Origin of the sequence: Pseudomonas saponiphila (assembly GCF_900105185.1) — a bacterium.
Classification (GTDB): Bacteria; Pseudomonadota; Gammaproteobacteria; order Pseudomonadales; family Pseudomonadaceae; genus Aquipseudomonas; species Aquipseudomonas saponiphila.
Window position 1 is genome coordinate 272,329 of the sequence record NZ_FNTJ01000002.1, and the last position, 17,102, is coordinate 289,430.

At 64.4% G+C, this 17,102-nt stretch carries 15 protein-coding genes; 3 read left to right on the forward strand and 12 right to left on the reverse strand.

Annotated features, from left to right (window positions below; all coding sequences use genetic code 11):
* A complete protein-coding gene (locus BLV47_RS23130) occupies nt 1-474 on the reverse strand; it encodes an Lrp/AsnC family transcriptional regulator (protein ID WP_092317965.1) in 474 nt (157 codons plus the stop codon).
* A 160-nt stretch (nt 475-634) separates the two neighbouring features.
* On the opposite strand from BLV47_RS23130, the gene BLV47_RS23135 reads away from it, so the two are divergent.
* Entirely contained in the window at nt 635-1,249 is a 615-nt protein-coding gene (locus tag BLV47_RS23135; protein WP_371920283.1) for a LysE family translocator, read from the forward strand.
* A 51-nt stretch (nt 1,250-1,300) separates the two neighbouring features.
* Here the strand turns inward: BLV47_RS23135 and BLV47_RS23140 are convergent, their stop codons facing one another.
* The 6 genes from BLV47_RS23140 to BLV47_RS23165 all read right to left on the reverse strand — a co-directional run bounded on the left by BLV47_RS23140 (nt 1,301) and on the right by BLV47_RS23165 (nt 8,871).
* A complete protein-coding gene (locus BLV47_RS23140) occupies nt 1,301-3,433 on the reverse strand; it encodes a hypothetical protein (protein WP_092317971.1) in 2,133 nt (710 codons plus the stop codon).
* Nucleotides 3,420-4,622, reverse strand: coding sequence for a DUF3142 domain-containing protein (locus BLV47_RS23145; RefSeq protein WP_092317975.1), 1,203 nt, complete (start codon nt 4,620-4,622; stop codon nt 3,420-3,422). The genes BLV47_RS23140 and BLV47_RS23145 overlap by 14 nt, the downstream gene beginning before the upstream one ends.
* Before the next feature lie 135 nt (nt 4,623-4,757).
* On the reverse strand, nt 4,758-6,797 hold the full coding sequence (locus tag BLV47_RS23150) for an FAD-binding oxidoreductase (protein WP_092317978.1): 2,040 nt from the start codon (nt 6,795-6,797) through the stop codon (nt 4,758-4,760).
* 25 nt (nt 6,798-6,822) lie between these two features.
* A complete protein-coding gene (locus BLV47_RS23155; protein WP_092317981.1) occupies nt 6,823-7,452 on the reverse strand; it encodes a glutathione S-transferase family protein in 630 nt (209 codons plus the stop codon).
* Nucleotides 7,453-7,577: 125 nt separating this feature from the next.
* Nucleotides 7,578-8,480 (reverse strand): LysR family transcriptional regulator, encoded by a 903-nt coding sequence (locus BLV47_RS23160; protein ID WP_092317985.1) that lies wholly within the window; start codon nt 8,478-8,480, stop codon nt 7,578-7,580.
* Nucleotides 8,481-8,550: 70 nt separating this feature from the next.
* Nucleotides 8,551-8,871 (reverse strand): hypothetical protein, encoded by a 321-nt coding sequence (locus tag BLV47_RS23165; RefSeq protein ID WP_092317988.1) that lies wholly within the window; start codon nt 8,869-8,871, stop codon nt 8,551-8,553.
* 260 nt (nt 8,872-9,131) lie between these two features.
* Here BLV47_RS23165 and BLV47_RS36770 point away from each other — a divergent pair, with 260 nt between their 5' ends.
* Nucleotides 9,132-10,358: a PAAR domain-containing protein gene (locus tag BLV47_RS36770; RefSeq protein ID WP_092317991.1), complete on the forward strand. Its 1,227-nt coding sequence runs from the start codon at nt 9,132-9,134 to the stop codon at nt 10,356-10,358.
* Between the two features lie 5 nt (nt 10,359-10,363).
* Nucleotides 10,364-10,825 carry a hypothetical protein gene (locus tag BLV47_RS23175; RefSeq protein WP_092317994.1) on the forward strand — a complete coding sequence of 154 codons (462 nt, stop codon included), beginning with the start codon at nt 10,364-10,366 and terminating at the stop codon, nt 10,823-10,825.
* A 150-nt stretch (nt 10,826-10,975) separates the two neighbouring features.
* Here the strand turns inward: BLV47_RS23175 and glmS are convergent, their stop codons facing one another.
* The 5 genes from glmS to atpD all read right to left on the reverse strand — a co-directional run bounded on the left by glmS (nt 10,976) and on the right by atpD (nt 17,080).
* Complete coding sequence (glmS, locus tag BLV47_RS23180) at nt 10,976-12,808, reverse strand: glutamine--fructose-6-phosphate transaminase (isomerizing) (RefSeq protein ID WP_092317997.1); 1,833 nt, start codon at nt 12,806-12,808, stop codon at nt 10,976-10,978.
* 10 nt (nt 12,809-12,818) lie between these two features.
* Complete coding sequence (locus tag BLV47_RS23185) at nt 12,819-13,586, reverse strand: DeoR/GlpR family DNA-binding transcription regulator (RefSeq protein ID WP_092318000.1); 768 nt, start codon at nt 13,584-13,586, stop codon at nt 12,819-12,821.
* A gap of 162 nt (nt 13,587-13,748) precedes the next feature.
* Nucleotides 13,749-15,116, reverse strand: a complete 1,368-nt coding sequence (gene glmU / locus BLV47_RS23190; protein ID WP_092318003.1) for a bifunctional UDP-N-acetylglucosamine diphosphorylase/glucosamine-1-phosphate N-acetyltransferase GlmU — start codon at nt 15,114-15,116, stop codon at nt 13,749-13,751.
* Nucleotides 15,117-15,232: 116 nt separating this feature from the next.
* On the reverse strand, nt 15,233-15,658 hold the full coding sequence (locus tag BLV47_RS23195; RefSeq protein ID WP_058438442.1) for a F0F1 ATP synthase subunit epsilon: 426 nt from the start codon (nt 15,656-15,658) through the stop codon (nt 15,233-15,235).
* Between the two features lie 45 nt (nt 15,659-15,703).
* Nucleotides 15,704-17,080 carry a F0F1 ATP synthase subunit beta gene (gene atpD, locus BLV47_RS23200; RefSeq protein ID WP_007924510.1) on the reverse strand — a complete coding sequence of 459 codons (1,377 nt, stop codon included), beginning with the start codon at nt 17,078-17,080 and terminating at the stop codon, nt 15,704-15,706.
* Nucleotides 17,081-17,102 lie beyond the last annotated feature (22 nt).

Sequence of the window (17,102 nt, forward strand, 5' to 3'; positions counted from 1 at the left end):
TCAGCTCGGTAGATGCCCCAGGGGCAAGGGCCCTGGGGTTTTCACCGTATGAATGGCGAAGTTGCTGCGGATGTCGCTGACCCCGGGGATCTTCAGCAAATGGCCGGTCAGGAAGCGGTCGTAGCCCCGCAGGTCCGGGACCACCACCTGCAGCAGGAAATCCGATTCGCCGGATACCAGGAACGCCGAGATCACTTCCGGCAACTGCAACACCGCCTGGCGGAAGGCTTCGGCCTCGGCGTCGTTGTGCCGTTCCACCTTGACCCCGACGAACACCGTCAGCCCCAGCCCCACTTCGTCGCGGTCCAGGGTCGCCTGGTAACCGCGGATCACCCCGGCCTCTTCCAGCATGCGTACCCGGCGCAGGCAGGGCGACGGTGACAGGCCGATCTCCTCGGCCAGTTGCACATTGCTCAGGCGGCCATCGCGCTGCAGCGCGGCGAGAATCTTGCGGTCGTAGGCATCGAGTTTCATGTTTGGCATATCCAGATGGCCATGGCGGTGAAAGCTGGAATATTATGCCAATTTTTGCCGCATTGCTGGCTGATTACGCAAGCACCTGCTCACCCCTCTGGCCCTAAACTGGGCGCACCGATTCGACAACGAAGGGGGGTGCAAGGTGGCGCAACTGTGGATGTATTTCCTGGCTCTGGCGGTGGTCTACCTGCTGCCCGGCCCCGACATGATCCTGCTGCTGCAGACCGGCGCCCGCCAGGGCAAGGCCCAGGCGCTGGCCACTGCCCTGGGGCTGGCGATCTCCCGCGGCTGCCACGTGGCCCTGGCCGCCCTGGGCCTGGCGGCGCTGTTCAAGGCCGCGCCCTGGACCTTCGATGTGGTGCGCCTGGCGGGCGCCGCCTACCTGCTGTGGATCGGCATCCAGTGCCTGCGCGCCAACCTGCTGCCCAACCTCGATAGCGCCGGCGCGGCGGCCACGCCCCTGCGCTGGCGCCAGGCGATCCAACGCGGCCTGCTGACCAACCTGCTGAACCCCAAGGCGCTGTTGTTCTGCTCGGTGCTGTTGCCGCAGTTCATCGATCCCCAGGCTGGGGCGGTGGTCCCGCAGTTCGTCACCCTGGGGGTGCTACTGGTGGCAGTGGGCGCTTTGTTCGACGCCTGCTACGCCCTGGCCGGGGCCGGGCTGGGTCGCTGGATGCAACGCAGCCCTTCGGCGCAACGCTTGCAGCAATGGCTGTTCGGCAGCCTGCTGATCGGTTTCGCCCTGCGCCTGACCTTTGTCCAGCAGGCCTGAGCCCCGCCCCACCTCAGTGGCGAACAGACGTCACTGCAAGCCCCCGGTTCATCAGGCCGTTCGGCGCCGGCGCCACAGCAGATAGGCGCCAGCCAGCAGCACGCCAGCGCCACCGGCCGCTGCCAGCTTGTGCTGCATCAGGGCTGAACGGGAGCCGTCCAGCCACTGGGTCAGGTAACGCTTGTTGGCGCTGCCGAAGTCCGGCTCCTGGCAGTTCATGCCGAAGTTGCCGGCCCATTCCACGAAGGGCCCGTTTTCCACGTAGCGCCGGTAGTACTCGATCTCGGCATCGCTGCCCCGGGTCCAGCGCGCCGCCTTGCACAGCACCGCGGCATAGGCCTGGCTGGTATGGGGCAGGAAATCCGCCGCCCGGTTGCCCAGTTCCCCGGCCACGTAGCGGTAGTGGTAGCGCACATCGGGCTCGGCGGTGGTGGCTTGCTGACGCTGCACTTCGTCGGCACTGATGAAGGGCCCGGCCTGCACCGGCGGGATCTCCAGGCTGTAGCTGCCCCAGAGGCTGTGATAGTCCGGGCCCATTTCGTAACCCAGGATCTCCATCCCCGACGCCCGGGCCAGCTTGCCGGCCTGGTAATAGGCCTCGGCCCGGCGCGTAGGCAGCCAGGCCGACTCGGCACGGCGTCGGTTCTCGCCGTAGGCCTTGGCGATGGCCTGGCGTTCCGGGCTGTCGAAATAGCCCCAGCCTTCTTCGTAACGCCCTTCACGCAACAGGCGTCGGCCCAGCAGTTCGCGAATCTGGGCGGCGATCGGCAGGCTTTCGTAATAGGCATCCGGCTGCTTGGGAGTCGGCGCTGGCGCCGGCACCTGGGTGTCGATGAACTGCTTGAGTTCATCCAGGGTCAGCACCCGCTCGGCTACGGTGGCCGCGTCGTGCCAGTAGATGTCGCCACTGCGGTAGAGCAGCTCGAAGGCTTGCAGGTAGTCACCGCGATCCAGGGCCAGCAAGGCGCTTTCGCCTTCTACCCGGCAGCCCGGCTTGAGGTCTTCGTAATTGCCGTCGTAATCGCCGCGAAAGCCCCAGCTCTCGTCTCGGGGGAAGGCGGCCGACGCCTTGGCGTAAGCCGCGGCGGCAGCCACCTTGTCGCCATCACGCAGGGCCATCTTGGCCCGCAGCCACCAGGCCAGGCCGCCGTCGCCGGCATGCTCCAGCAACTGCCGGGTGGTGGCGAAATCGCCATTCTGATAATTCAGCGCCGCCAGCCGGTCGGCATTGTCGAAGCTGCCGGCGGTGCCCTGGCTCAGCAGCTTGATCAGTTTTACCTCCGACTCCGGCCGCTCACCGAAGGACCAGCCCTGATGCGAGATCAACGAGGCGGTGAGCAAGCGGGCTACGGAAGGCTGCTTGAGCTGTTCCAGCAATTGCGCGTCCGGCAGGCCGCTCAGCTCGCCCACCACCTGTTTCAGGGAGCTGTAGCCGACCTCTGAACCCAGCTGGTTCTGCACGGCATACAGATCGATGGCCTGGCTCCAGTCGTTCTGATCCTTGAGGATCCGCGCCTCCTCCCCCAGGCTTGCAACGCCCAGGCTCAGGGGGTCGCTGAAGGCGTCGATGCTCAGCTGCCGGGTCTGGGCGAACGCCTGGCGCGCCGACTGCCGCATGTCACGCCGGCCCTGATCGTCCAGTTCGTTGGCTTGCTCGCTGATAAAGGACAGGGCCCGCCCCAGGGAATAGGCGGCCCAGGTACTGCGCAGGGCGCGCTGCTCGGCGGGCAGCGCCAGCACCTTGCGGAAATACTCCGCCGCCAACTCATGATCGCCGGCGCTGAAGGCCACGGCGCCCGCGGTGTAGAGCTTGATCTCCGGCGGCAGGCCGGCCCCTTGCTGCTCCGCCTCGCGTGCGTCATTGAGCTTGCGCAACTGGCCGACCAGGGTTTGCTGGGCCTGATCCAGCCCTTGTAGTTCGGCCCAGTTGCGCTCTTGCACCGAGTAGCTCTCAGGCAGGCTGTAATCGACACTGAAGCCGTTGTTGGCGACCGGCATCAGCCCGACGATGGGCTGACCCAGACGGCTGATCTCGAACTTGAAACTGCCTTCGGGCAGCTGCGCCAGCGTCTGTGGGCGATCGTCCAGCAGGCGCATGGGGAAAGTCGGCCCGCAGGCCATGGCCGGAGCCAGGGGCAGGCACAGGCTCAGGCACAGCAGGTGACGGGATCTAGGGACGAACATGCGCAGCTCCTTGGTCAATTTTTGTACAGCGGGCCCAGCCCACGGCGCGGCTGGCGCCTGCGGCCAGACGGCCGCTGCGTTGCCGGGTCAACAGCAGTTGGCCGTCGCGCAGCTCGGCGGAATAACCGCCCAGCCCGTCGAATCCGTCGCATTGGGCAACGGCCAGGGTCAGTTGTTCAGGCAAGGGCCGATCGAGGTTGCCCGAATTATCCAGACGAATATCGAACAGGCCGTCCTGTTCCTCCAGGCGGATGCCCAGTTCAGCGCTCAGGGCATCACCCCGGGCCACCGCCTTCAGAGTCTCCAGGCTCCAGGCCCGCACATCGCCCTTGAGCGGCAGGCGAAACCAGATCAGACCGGCCAGATGGGGCGGCGGATCAGCCCGCAGGGCGCGGCCCAGCTGGCTCAGTTGCTCGGGATCGGCCATCAGTTCCCGACGCTCTCCAGCCCGCCGTAGCGGCGCCTCGCTTTCCACCAGCGGCGCGCCTTCGGCCCCGGGGAGCAAGGCGACACCGTAGGCGGGCAAGGCCAGATAGAAGGGCTTGGCACTGATCCGCGCCCACCGCCGGGCCCACTGCTCGGCTTGCCGTGGATCGAACAGGCCGCGCCGTGGATCGCTCACCGCGTGCACCTGGAGCACGCTGCTGTCGACCCTGGCCAGCAGGCCCGGCAACTCGCGACTGTCGAGCCAGGCCGGCAAGGCGGTGATGCTCAGGGCCAGGTGACTGGGCAGCGCCGCTCGCAAGCGCTCCAGCAGCCTGGCATAGGCGGGCAAGCGCGCGCTGCCGGCATCGTGGTCGATCTCGACCCCGGCCAGGGTCAGGCCCTGCTCCTGCCAATCCGCCAGCAATTGCCGGACCTGACGGATGATCTCGTCCTGATCCAGGGACGGCAGTTGACCGTCGAGGCGCACCACCGCGATCAACGGCCGGGCGTCCTGCTTGAGCAAGGCGGCGTCGATCCGCGCACGGCTCCAGCCAGCCTGTGGAAAAGCTTGCAGGGCCAGGACCCGGACTGTGGAAAAGTCGGCCCGCGAGCCTGCCAGGGCGTCGACGTGGGCCGCGGTCCACTGGCGTTGCCAGATATAGAGTTGCTGGTCCAGCGCCGGCTGCTGGTCATTGCCGCAGGCGCTGAGCAGCAGGGCGCTGAGCAACAGGGCAGAGAAACGGAGAACGGCCCGGGGGCGCATGAATCGTTGATTCCCTTTAACGCGAAAAAGACCCTGGAGGGCCGGCTGCGAGGCCAATGCCCGGCCTTGAGATCGCGCCAGCCTACGCAGGGCCGGGGCCGGCGGCAATCGCTGGCGAGGAGTTTTTTTGCCCTGCTACAGGTCGAGGATCAAAGGCGCGGCGTCTTTATCCACAGCCGCCGGAACGGCGCAGCAAATCAGCACCTGGCCGGGCTCGGGGAGCTGCGGTGGCACCTGTGGATAACTGACCTGGCCGCTGACCAGCCGGGTCTGGCAGGTGCCACAGGAGCCGCCCCGGCAACTGAACTCCGGGTGCAGGCCGGCGCTTTCCGCCAGTTGCAGCAGGCTGCCGCTGGCGGGCTGCCAGCTCAGTTCCCTGGCCGCCTGCTGGAAACGCACCAGCACCGTCGTGGTGGCCGCCGGCGGCTGCTCGAACGCTGGCGCCAGGGGATCGGGCCGGCGACGCAGGGTCGAGGGGCCGAAGGTTTCGGCGTGGATCTGTTCATCGTTGATGTCCAGGTCCCGCAGGCGGTCGTACAGATCCTGAGTGAAGGCGCCGGGGCCGCAGAGCACGAAGTCGGCGCTGTCGAAGTCCAGATCCGGCTCTGCCAGTAGCTGTTGAACGTCCATGCGGCCAGCCTGATCAAAGTCGACGCCCGGCCGCGCCTGCGCTTCCGGCTGGCTGAGCAGACGCCGCACCCGCAACGATTCCCCGGCCTGCGCCTGCAGGGCTTGCAGCTCGGCGGCAAAGGGTTGCTCGGCGAGACTGCGCGAGCTCTGGATCAGCCAGCAGGGACGCCTGCTACGGGTGCGCAGGCCCTGATACACCACCTCCCGCAGCATCGATAGCAAAGGGGTGATCCCCACTCCGGCCGCCAGCAGCACCAACGGCCGCGTTGCCAAAGGATCGGCGCTGAAGCGGCCCTGGGGCGAGCGCGCCTCCAGCAGGTCGCCCACCTCAAGTTGCCGGTGCATATGGCTGGAGAAGCGCCCTTCGCGCTTGACGCTGATCCGCAGGAAAGCATCGGAAGGCGCACTGGACAGGCTGTAGGTCCGGATCAGCGGCTGGCCGTCGATCGTCAACCGCAACGGCAGGTGCTGGCCCGCCAGGAAGCCCGGCGCTGCGGCAGAGTCGGCCGGCTCCAGGTAGAACGAACGAATGCTGCGGCTCTCGTCCTCGATGCGCGTCACCCGCAAGGGCCGCCATTGCTGACCCAGGGCCGCCGCCCGCAGACGGGCCTCGGCCTGGGGCCAGTTGCCGGTCAGCAGGCTGTTGGGGGAAAAGCCCTGCAGCTCCCCGCGCAGGGACAGGGCGCCCGGTCGACGGACCATCTGTTCCGGATAAAAGCGCCATACCCGTTCCGCGCCCTGAAAAGCGGCGATCAGCGGCCCGTCGAGAATGAGCTCGGTGCGCCCGCTGAGCTGCAGCAGCTCGCCACTGCGAAAATCGATGAACAACAAGCCCGCCCGCGGATTGAGCAGCAGGTTGCCCAGGGTGTTGAAGTGCAGGTTGCCGGCAAAGTCGGGAATGGTCAGGCAGTTGCCCTCGACCCGGACAAACCCCGCCTGCCCGCCGCGGTGCGATACATCCACCGAGCGCTGGCCATCAAGGTCGACGTAGCTGGCCACGAAGAAGGTGTCGGCAGCAGCGATCAGCGCCCGGGCCGCCGGGTCCAGCTCCTGGCGACGCTGGGCCGGGCGACTGGCGGGGTCGCTCAGGGCCCCCTGCTGCAGCTCGCGCAGCTGGATGTACTGCGGGCAATTGCCAAAGGATTGCTCCACGTTGACGCTGAAACCGTCACGGTCCAGGGTGCCGATCCGGCCATTGAGGCGGTTGCGCCGCCGGGTATGCAGCTCGATCCCCAGCAAGCCCACCGCCGCCCCCTCGTGCAAGACCAGCGGATCGTCGGCGGCGGGCAGGCTGTCCAGGCGCAACAGAGTGGCCTGGGGCGCCTGGGCAAAACCGGGCGGGCCTTCCAGCACGCTCGCCCAGGGATCCCCCTGGTCATCCACCGCTCCCACCAGGATCAACGGCAGTTGCTGGTAGAACTGCCGGTGCTGGTCGGGCATCGCCGTGCGGATGACCTTGGCGCCGAAGGCTTGCATGCGCTCGGCCACCCCGGTCAGGGTCTGAAGCTGCCGTTCGCCGGCATGCCAGGGAGATTGGGTGTTCATGGGCAAGCCTCCACCGGTTCCGCCGTCAGGCGCTTTTCAAACCCGCCGCAGTGGACGGCATCGGCACAAAACCGGGCAGCGCCTCGATCCGCGCCAGCCAGGCCCGTACATGGGGGTAGGGCTCCAGTGACACGTTGCCTTCAGGGGCGTGGGCGATGTAGCTGTAGCCCGCGACATCGGCAATGGTTGCCTCCTGCCCTACCAGGAAGGGCCGGCTCGCCAGCTCCTGGTCCATGATCTTGAGCAGGGCATGGGCCCGGGCGATGACTTCCTCGGCATTGAACGAGGCGCCAAACACCGTGATCAGCCGCGCCGCCGCCGGTCCAAAGGCAATCGGCCCCGCCGCCACCGACAGCCAGCGCTGCACCTGGGCCGCGCCCACGGGATCGCTGGGCAACCAGCGGCCCTGGCCATAACGCTGGGCCAGATACACCAGGATGGCGTTGGAATCGGCCAGCACCACGCCCTGGTCATCGATCACCGGCACCTGGCCAAAGACGTTGAGGGCGAGGAAGTCGGCCTGCTTATGGGCGCCCTTGGCCAGGTCGACAAAGATGGTTTCGCTGGGCAGGTCCAACAGGGACAGCATCAGTTCGACCCGATGGGCATGCCCGGAACGGGGAAAGTTGTAGAACTTGATGGGTGGCTGAGACATGGTCGACTCCGCAAACGAGGCGCGGTCGAAGTGCCGCGCTGGGAGCCCTATCTTGGTCCTCGGAGAAAAACAACAGAATCACCAGAAATCGCAATCCATCATTTCATCCAGCGCAATAAAGCCGATCAGGGATTGAGCGATGGGTGTTGCCGCAGGGTCTGTACGGCGAAGTCGACAAAGCTGCGCACCCGCGCCGGCGCCTTGCGCCCGCCCTGGTACACCACGTGGATCGGCAAGGGCGCCAGCTCGAAGGCCTCAAGAACGATTTCCAACTGGCCCGCCGCCACCTTGTCGGCGACCTGATAGGACAGCACCCGGGTCAGCCCCAAGCCCAGGCAGGCGGCGCTGATGGCCGCCTGATTGGCGCTGACCAGCAACCGCGGGTCGGGGCGCACGCTCAGTACCCGGCCGTTGTCATTGAACTGCCAGTTGCGGGCCTGACCAATGGACGAAGGCGCGATCACCGGTGCCTGGCGCAGCTCATCGGGATGTTGCGGACGCCCATGGGCCTCCAGGAACTGCGGCGCGGCGCACACCACCCGGCGCACCTCCCCGACACGGATGCTGTGCTGACCGCTGTCGGCCAGCTCGCCGATGCGCACCGCCACATCGATGCCCTCCTCCACCATGTTCGCCACCCGGTCCAGCAGCAGGGCGTTGACGCTCACCTGTGGATAACGTTGCAGGTAGCGCACCAGCAAAGGCGTGACGAACAGATCGCCGAACAGCACCGGCGCCGTCAGGGTCAACTGGCCACGGGGCTGGGCATGGATACCGGCGGCCGAGGCCTCGGCATCCTGGACCTCGGCCAGAATGCGCCGGCAATCCTCCAGGTAGCGTTGCCCGGCATCGCTCAGGTGCACACGGCGGGTGCTGCGGATCAGCAACTGAGTGCCGATGCGCTGCTCCAGCGCGGCCACGGCCCGGGTCACGCTGGCGGCCGACAGGTTCAACCGCCGGGCCGCAGCGGCGAAGCCCTGCTCCTGGGCGACGCACACGAATACCTGCATTTCCTGGAACCTGTCCATGCCCTACCTCAGCTGCCGGCGCCTACCCGGTGGGCGTCGCGAGCCCGCAGCATAATCCAGGGCCCTGGCTTCAGGGGATACACCAGGTGCCGACATCGTGCCTGTCGAATCCCGGGCACGAGTTGTTCTTGGCAATCAGCCGGTAAGGCTGATCTTCGGCGTAGGAAAAATAGAAGTAGTAGTGCCGGTCTTCCCCATACAGCCAATAGGAAGCAGCACCCTGGTTGATCCGTGTTGGCTCGAAGGTCCAGATGGACGATTCGGCGGGAATGAAGTTGGCCCGATCCATCAACAGCAAGAGGCTGTTGGACAGCACTGGGGTCAGGGCTCCCAGCATCAGGACAGCCACCATCAGCAGGAGCATCCATCCATGAATCAGGCGAAGTTTCATTGGTTTTCCATTAGCAGGATAAAAATCCAGACCTGTGCACAAGTCGGGATTCCTCGGGCCATCCACTGACATTCGTCGCGGACTCGGAGAATGCAAAACTGTCGCACAAAAATAACCTTGCGCGTGAAGCTCCCGTCCTCCTTCGCTGCAGACCGCCTTTTTTGGCCTTGCCCCTTCCCTGGCTACTCTTTGATAATCCGCGCCTCGGGCCAACCTGGCCCCAGGGAAGATGCTTGTCGTATCGGAGGCGCAATCTCAGCATGGATGTACAGGCCGCAGCACGTTTGGGCGATGAAATCGCCCATGGATTCGGAGTTGCAGCCATGCTCGCCGGCGCGGTGGCAGGCGCTCTCATTGGCGCGGCCATCATCGCCGCGACCGCGGCAACGGGTGGCCTGGCGGCAGTGATCCTGGCGGGTTCGGTCGCCGCCGGTGGCCTGTCGATGTTCCAGTTGGTGAAGGGACTGTCGACCATCTTCGATCTGCCCGAACCCGCTACCGGTGCACTCATAAGGGGCAGTCCCAACGTCTTGGTCAACCTGCGCAATGCCATGCGGGCCGGCGAAGACGTGTCCAGTTCCTGCAGCGGCTTTCCCGTCGCGCATCCGCCCTGGCCCTTCCCGATCACCATCGCCGAAGGCAGCGCCACGGTGTACATCAACGGCAAGCCGGCGGCGCGACTGAGCAGCAAGATGACTTGCGGTGCGCATATCAAGTCCGGCAGCCATAACACCTTTATCGGCGGTCCGACGCTGCAGGTGGAGTTCGTGCTGGATATCGAGGGCTGGCTGCACACGGGCCTTGAGGCGCTGGGCCTGGTCGCCGCCGCCGGTGCACTGGTGCTGGCCGCCATGGCCGGCCTGGCGGCCCTGCTGACCACTGTGGCGGTGGGCGCCGCGATCTATGGCGGCATGGAATTGCTCGGGCAGCTCGGCGACCGGCTCGGCCCGGGCTACCGTGACCTGCTGCAAGGCATGGCCGGCCTGGCGCTGCTCGGCGCCGGGCCGAAAATGGCCAAGGTCAGCGCCGAACGCAATGCGGCGCGATTGGCCAACCAGTCGCAAGTGCTAGAGGTGCGAACGGCCGCGCAGGTCAACGAGGCGATGATCGCCGAGGGCAACTTGCCGGCGTGGTTGGAAGGCACCCAGGTCAAGACCGAGATAGTGCCGCCGGGACGGCAATACCAGATGGTCGTCGCCAAGGGCCAGGCCGAGGCCATCATGCAGGGCAAGCCAGCCTTCGGCGGTTTCGCCGCCCCCGAGCCAATTCCCAGCCAGGCCTATGCGCGGGATAAACTGGTGATCCTCGATCGGTTCAAGACAGATGTGTCCCATGTGATCACCGTCGAAACCACGGCACCGCAAAAGATTCACAGTGGCCTCACCGGTCCGCTGGAGAACTACAAGGGCGGCGTGCAGCAGGTGGAGTTCGTCGGTGACAGGAATCTGAAAATTGTCGGCACGCCTAGTTTGCTGCCTGTGGAGTGAAAGTTGTGATTAGTGATTTCGAGCGGATCCGCGAAGACGGCAAGGTCATCGACGAACACATGACAGTGGACCAGATGATCGCTCTGGGCTGGGCTCCCTGCCGAGTCGTCGAAGCTTGCTGGCGCTGGCAGGATCAGCCCCTGAGCGTGGTCAACAGCCGCGGCCTGCTGGCGATCGTGGTGCCGGATCGGCAGCACCTCGCCATCCTGTGGAACGATGATGACTCCGGCGTGGCAGCGACCCTTTACGTGGTTTCCGGCGACCGCCAGCAACAGATCAGAATTGCCGACCAGTTGCTGATCAATGGCCAGCTTGAGGCAGGTGTCTACAGCTGGTTCGAACAATTTCCGCACGATTCGCCCAGCATCTTTACCTGCATGTTCAGCCGTCAGCGTGACCAGGCGATGTTCAGGGTGGATATCGACGCATCGACTGGCGACATTGTTTCGGTACAGCATTCGCGCTGAAGGCCATGCCGTCCGCCAGCCAGGCTGCCGGACACGACGAGCGCAGCCGGAAGGTCAAGGCGCATGCAAAAAGGGGAGCCTGGACAGGCTCCCCTTTTTTGTTTGCGGTTGCGGTTATCCAAAGCCAGGCACTGCCCGACTGTGGATAACTCACTCCACGGTGACTGACTTGGCCAGGTTGCGCGGCTGGTCGACGTCGGTGCCCTTGAGTACGGCAACGTAGTAGGACAGCAGCTGCAGCGGGATGGTGTAGAGAATCGGCGAGAGGATGTCGTGGATGTGCGGCATCTGGATCACGTGGGTGCCTTCGCCATTGGTCATGCCGGCTTGTTCGTCGGCAAACACGATCAGCTCGCCGCCTCGGGCACGCACTTCCTGCAGGTTGGATTTGAGTTTTTCCAACAGCTCGTTGTTCGGCGCCACGGTGACCACCGGCATGTCGTTATCCACAAGGGCCAGCGGACCGTGCTTGAGCTCACCGGCCGGGTAGGCTTCGGCGTGGATGTAGGAAATCTCCTTGAGCTTGAGGGAGCCTTCCATTGCCACCGGGTACTGGGCACCACGACCGAGGAACAGGGTGTGGTGCTTGTCGGCAAACAGCTCGGCGGTCTTTTCCACCACACCGTCCATGGCCAGGGCTTCGCCCAGGCGGATCGGCAGGCGGCGCAACTCTTCCACCAGTTCGGCTTCGACGCCGGCGGCCAGGGTGCCACGCACCTGGCCCAGGGACAGGGTCAGCAGCAACAGGCCCACCAGCTGGGTGGTGAAGGCCTTGGTGGAGGCCACACCGATTTCGCGCCCGGCCTGGGTCAGCAGGGTCAGGTCGGATTCACGCACCAGGGAGCTGATGCCGACGTTGCAGATCGCCAGGCTGGCGAGGAAGCCCAGCTCTTTGGCATTGCGCAAAGCCGCCAGGGTGTCGGCGGTTTCGCCGGACTGGGAGATGGTCACGAACAGGGTGTCGGGCTGCACCACCACCTTGCGATAGCGGAACTCGCTGGCAACTTCCACCTGGCACGGAATGCCGGCCAGTTCTTCCAGCCAGTAACGGGCCACCATGCCGGCGTGGTAGCTGGTGCCGCAGGCGACGATCTGCACGTTGCGCACCTTGGCGAACAGCTCGGCGGCTTGCGGACCAAAGGCCTGGACCAGCACCTGATTGGCGCTCAGGCGGCCTTCCAGGGTGCGTTGCACCACGGACGGTTGTTCGTGGATTTCCTTGAGCATGAAGTGACGGAACTCGCCCTTCTCCGCCGCTTCGGCGCCATCGCGATACTGCACCGCCTCACGCTCCACGGCCTGGCCGTCGATGTCCCAGATCTGCACGCCGTCGCGGCGGATCTCGGCGATATCGCCTTCTTCCAGGTACATGAAGCGGTCGGTGACCTGGCGCAGGGCCAACTGGTCGGAGGCGAGGAAGTTTTCTCCCAGGCCCAGGCCGATCACCAGCGGGCTGCCGCTGCGAGCCGCCACCAGGCGGTCCGGCTGGCTGGCGCTGATCACGGCCAGGCCATAGGCGCCATGCAGTTCCTTGACGGTGGCCTTCAGCGCCACAGTGAGGTCGCCCAGGTCCTTGAGCTTGTGGTCCAGCAGGTGGGCGATGACTTCGGTGTCGGTGTCCGAGGTGAACGCGTAACCCAGTGCGCTGAGTTGCGCGCGCAGGGCTTCGTGGTTCTCGATGATGCCGTTGTGCACGATCGCCAGGTCACCGGAGAAATGCGGATGAGCATTACGCTCGCACGGCGCGCCATGGGTGGCCCAGCGGGTGTGGGCGATACCCAGGCGGCCCACCAGCGGCTCGCCGGCCAGGGCCTGTTCCAGTTCGCTGACCTTGCCCGGGCGACGCATGCGCTCAAGCTTGCCGGCGTTGGTGTAGACCGCGACACCGGCGCTGTCGTAGCCGCGGTATTCGAGGCGCTTGAGGCCTTCCAGCAAAATGGCGGTGATATTGCGTTCAGCAACGGCGCCAACAATTCCACACATGGTTTCTCTCCTAGCTGACAGCCGCGCAAATCAGAGTTATGCCGCGGGCCTGGATTTGGTCGCGGACCTCTAAGGGCAGGCGATCATCGGTAATAAGGGTATGGACGCTGCTCCATGGCAGTTCCAGGTTGGGAATCTTGCGGCCGATCTTGTCGGATTCGACCATCACCACCACTTCACGCGCCACTTCGGCCATGACCCGGCTCAGCCCCAGCAGTTCGTTGAAGGTGGTGGTGCCGCGGGCCAGGTCGATGCCATCGGCACCGATAAACAGCTGGTCGAAGTCGTATGAGCGTAGAACCTGTTCGGCCACTTGGCCCTGGAAGGACTCGGAATGCGGGTCCCAGGTGCCACCGGTCATCAGTAGCACCGGCTCGTGCTCCAGCTCGCTCAGGGCATTGGCCACATTCAGCGAGTTGGTCATGACCACCAGGCCTGGCTGCAGGCCCAGTTCGGGGATCATCGCGGCGGTGGTGCTGCCACTGTCGATGATGATCCGCGCGTGTTCGCGGATGCGCTGCACCGCGGCGCGGGCAATGGCTTGCTTGTAGAGCGACACAGGCTGGCCGAGGTCGCTGACCAGCTCCTGGGGCATGGTGATGGCGCCACCGTAGCGACGCAGCAACAGGCCATTGCTCTCCAGGGCGGCCAGATCCTTTCGAATCGTAACTTCAGAGGTTTCGAAGCGCTTGGCCAGGGCGTCCACGCTCACTTCGCCCAGTTCGTTGAGCAAGGCAAGGATGTTGTGGCGGCGTTGGGGAGTGTTGCGTTTCGACATGGCGACTTAAATTTCGATTCGAAAGATAACAGGCGCAATAAAAACCCATGATCGAAACTTCGTCAAGCGGGGGAGCGAAAAAATTCGCCGGCAAGCCGGCTCCTACCGATCGGTGTGGGAGCTGGTTTGTCGGCGAACGGGGTACCACGGTTGTGGATAACCTCAGTCCTTCTTGATCTTCTCCGGCCGCTTCCAGCCGTCGATGTTCTTCTGCCGCGCTCGCCCCACCGCCAGCTGGGCTGGCGCCACGTTCTGGGTAATGGTGGAACCGGCTGCGGTGGTGGCACCAGACAAGATATCCACAGGCGCCACCAGGGAGTTGTTGGAACCGATGAACACGTCTTCGCCCAGCACCGTCTTGTGCTTGTTCACCCCGTCGTAGTTGCAGGTGATGGTGCCGGCGCCGATGTTGGTGCGGGCACCGATCACCGCGTCGCCCAGGTAGGTCAGGTGACCGGCCTTGGCGCCCTGGCCCAGGTGGGCATTCTTCAGTTCGACGAAGTTACCCACATGGGCACGGGCCTCCAGCACGGTGCCGGGGCGCAGGCGGGCGAACGGACCGGCATCGCTGCCCTCGCCCAGTACCGCGCCATCGAGGTGGCTGTTGGCCTTGATCACCGCGCCCTTGCCCAGGGTGCAGTCCTTGATCACGCAGTTGGGCCCGATCACCACGTCGTCCTCGATCACCACCCGGCCTTCGAGAATCACGTTGATATCGATCAGCACGTCGCGGCCGACGGTGACTTCGCCACGCACGTCGAAACGTGCGGGGTCGCGCAAGGTCACGCCCTGGGCCATCAACCGGCGCGCGGCGCGCAGCTGGTAGTGGCGCTCCAGCTCGGCCAGTTGCTTGCGGTCGTTGGCGCCCTGCACTTCCATGGCGTCGTCCGGCTGTTCGGTGGCAACGATCAGGCCATCGCTGACCGCCATGGCGATCACGTCGGTGAGGTAGTACTCGCCCTGGGCGTTGTTGTTGGACAGCCGGCCAGTCCAGTCGCCGAGGCGTTTGCCAGGCACCGCGAGAATCCCGGTGTTGCCTTCGGTGATCGCGCGCTGGGCCTCGTCGGCATCCTTCTGCTCGACGATGGCGGTGACCTTGCCACTGGCGTCACGAACGATGCGCCCGTAGCCGGTCGGGTCATCCAGCTCGACGGTGAGCAGGCCCAGTTGCTCCGGCCCCGCCTGCTTGAGCAGACGCTGCAGAGTCTCGACTTCGATCAGCGGCACATCGCCGTAGAGGATCAGCACGGTGTCGGCCGTGATGAAAGGCACGGCCTGGGCGACGGCATGACCGGTGCCCAGCTGCTTGTCCTGCAACACGAAATTCAAATCATCGGCCGCCAGGCGCTCGCGCACCGCATCCGCTCCGTGGCCGATCACCACGTGAATGCGCTGTGGATCAAGTTGCCGGGCGCTGTGGATAACATGCCCGAGCATGGAGTTGCCGGCGATCGGGTGCAGCACCTTGGGCAGCGCCGAACGCATGCGAGTGCCTTGACCCGCGGCGAGGATAACGATTTCGAGAGACATGACTGGCTACCAATCCTGGGGGGTCGGCGACTGCGACCAAGGGGGGGTGAATGGCGGAAAATAAAAAGGGTAGCCGAGGCTACCCTTTTTAAGCAATCACACAGAAAGCCTGCGACTTAGCCGCCGAACTTCTTGCGGATCTGCTGGACGGTACGCAGCTGAGCTGCGGCCTCGGCCAGACGTGCAGCAGCAGAACCGTAGTCGAAATCTGCGCCTTTTTCATTCAGGGCCTTCTCAGCAGCCTTGACGGCTTCCTGAGCGGAGGCTTCGTCCAGGTCGGCAGCACGTTGCACGGTGTCGGCAAGAACCTTGACCATGTTCGGCTGAACCTCGAGGAAACCACCGGAGATGTAGAACACCTCGGTTTCCCCGCCCTGCTTGATCAAGCGGATCGGACCTGGCTTCAGGTTGGTGATCAGCGGTGCGTGACCCAGAGCGATACCAAGATCACCCAGTTCACCGTGCGCAACCACCATCTCCACCAGACCGGAGAAGATTTCCCCTTCCGCGCTGACGATATCGCAATGGACTGTCATAGCCATCTGCTTGCCTCAACCTAAATTAGCGCCCGTTGCCGGGCGCCGGGATTACAGTTTCTTGGCTTTCTCGATCGCTTCTTCGATGCCGCCGACCATGTAGAACGCTTGTTCTGGCAGGTGGTCGTAGTCACCGTTGAGGATGCCTTTGAAGCCAGCGATGGTGTCTTTCAGGGAAACGTATTTGCCTGGAGAACCAGTGAAGACTTCAGCCACGAAGAACGGCTGCGACAAGAAGCGCTGGATCTTACGAGCACGGGATACCAACTGCTTGTCGGCTTCCGACAGCTCGTCCATACCCAGGATCGCGATGATGTCCTTCAGCTCTTTGTAACGCTGCAGTACGTACTGAACGCCGCGAGCAGTCTCGTAGTGTTCGTTGCCGATCACGTTCGGGTCCAACTGACGGGAAGTCGAGTCCAGTGGGTCTACCGCTGGGTAGATACCCAGGGAAGCGATGTCACGGGACAGAACGACGGTGGCGTCCAAGTGGGCGAAGGTGGTCGCTGGCGACGGGTCGGTCAAGTCGTCCGCAGGTACGTATACCGCTTGGATCGAAGTGATCGAGCCTTGCTTGGTCGAAGTGATACGTTCTTGCAGAACGCCCATCTCTTCAGCCAGGGTCGGCTGGTAGCCTACTGCGGAAGGCATACGGCCCAGCAGTGCGGATACTTCGGTACCGGCCAGGGTGTAACGGTAGATGTTGTCGACGAACAGCAGAACGTCGTTACCTTCGTCACGGAACTTCTCGGCCATGGTCAGGCCGGTCAGCGCTACGCGCAGACGGTTTCCTGGTGGCTCGTTCATCTGGCCGTAGACCAGAGCAACCTTGTCCAGAACGTTGGAATCCTTCATCTCGTGGTAGAAGTCGTTACCCTCACGAGTACGCTCACCCACACCGGCGAACACGGAATAACCGCTGTGCTCGATGGCGATGTTACGGATCAGTTCCATCATGTTTACGGTCTTGCCCACACCGGCACCACCGAACAGACCAACTTTACCGCCCTTGGCGAACGGGCAAACCAGGTCAATTACCTTGATCCCGGTTTCCAGCAGGTCGTTGCCGCCTGCCTGTTCTGCGAAGGAAGGAGCTGGACGGTGGATACCCCAACGCTCTTCTTCACCGATAGGACCGGCTTCGTCGATCGGGTTGCCCAGTACGTCCATGATCCGGCCCAGGGTCGCTTTACCGACCGGTACGGAGATGGCTGCGCCAGTGTTGTTGACGTCCAGACCGCGCTTCAAGCCTTCGGTGGAGCCCATCGCAATGGTACGCACCACGCCGTCGCCCAGCTGCTGCTGAACTTCCAGAGTGGTTTCGGCGCCTTGAACCTTCAAGGCGTCGTAGATGCTCGGTACGCTGTCGCGTGGAAATTCCACGTCGATAACGGCGCCGATGATTTGAACGATACGTCCGCTACTCATAGCTGGATCCTCTGAATATTTG

Excerpts from the sequence above, each read along its gene's own strand:
- BLV47_RS23195 (WP_058438442.1), bottom strand. The coding sequence starts at position 15,658 with ATGGCTATGACAGTCCATTGCGATATCGTCAGCGCGGAAGGGGAAATC.
- BLV47_RS23160 (WP_092317985.1), bottom strand. The coding sequence starts at position 8,480 with ATGGACAGGTTCCAGGAAATGCAGGTATTCGTGTGCGTCGCCCAGGAG.
- BLV47_RS23185 (WP_092318000.1), bottom strand. The coding sequence starts at position 13,586 with ATGTCGAAACGCAACACTCCCCAACGCCGCCACAACATCCTTGCCTTG.
- BLV47_RS23155 (WP_092317981.1), bottom strand. The coding sequence starts at position 7,452 with ATGTCTCAGCCACCCATCAAGTTCTACAACTTTCCCCGTTCCGGGCAT.
- BLV47_RS23140 (WP_092317971.1), bottom strand. The coding sequence starts at position 3,433 with ATGTTCGTCCCTAGATCCCGTCACCTGCTGTGCCTGAGCCTGTGCCTG.
- BLV47_RS23150 (WP_092317978.1), bottom strand. The coding sequence starts at position 6,797 with ATGAACACCCAATCTCCCTGGCATGCCGGCGAACGGCAGCTTCAGACC.
- atpD (WP_007924510.1), bottom strand. The coding sequence starts at position 17,080 with ATGAGTAGCGGACGTATCGTTCAAATCATCGGCGCCGTTATCGACGTG.
- BLV47_RS23145 (WP_092317975.1), bottom strand. The coding sequence starts at position 4,622 with ATGCGCCCCCGGGCCGTTCTCCGTTTCTCTGCCCTGTTGCTCAGCGCC.
- BLV47_RS23130 (WP_092317965.1), bottom strand. The coding sequence starts at position 474 with ATGAAACTCGATGCCTACGACCGCAAGATTCTCGCCGCGCTGCAGCGC.
- glmS (WP_092317997.1), bottom strand. The coding sequence starts at position 12,808 with ATGTGTGGAATTGTTGGCGCCGTTGCTGAACGCAATATCACCGCCATT.
- BLV47_RS23165 (WP_092317988.1), bottom strand. The coding sequence starts at position 8,871 with ATGAAACTTCGCCTGATTCATGGATGGATGCTCCTGCTGATGGTGGCT.
- BLV47_RS36770 (WP_092317991.1), top strand. The coding sequence starts at position 9,132 with ATGGATGTACAGGCCGCAGCACGTTTGGGCGATGAAATCGCCCATGGA.
- glmU (WP_092318003.1), bottom strand. The coding sequence starts at position 15,116 with ATGTCTCTCGAAATCGTTATCCTCGCCGCGGGTCAAGGCACTCGCATG.
- BLV47_RS23135 (WP_371920283.1), top strand. The coding sequence starts at position 635 with ATGTATTTCCTGGCTCTGGCGGTGGTCTACCTGCTGCCCGGCCCCGAC.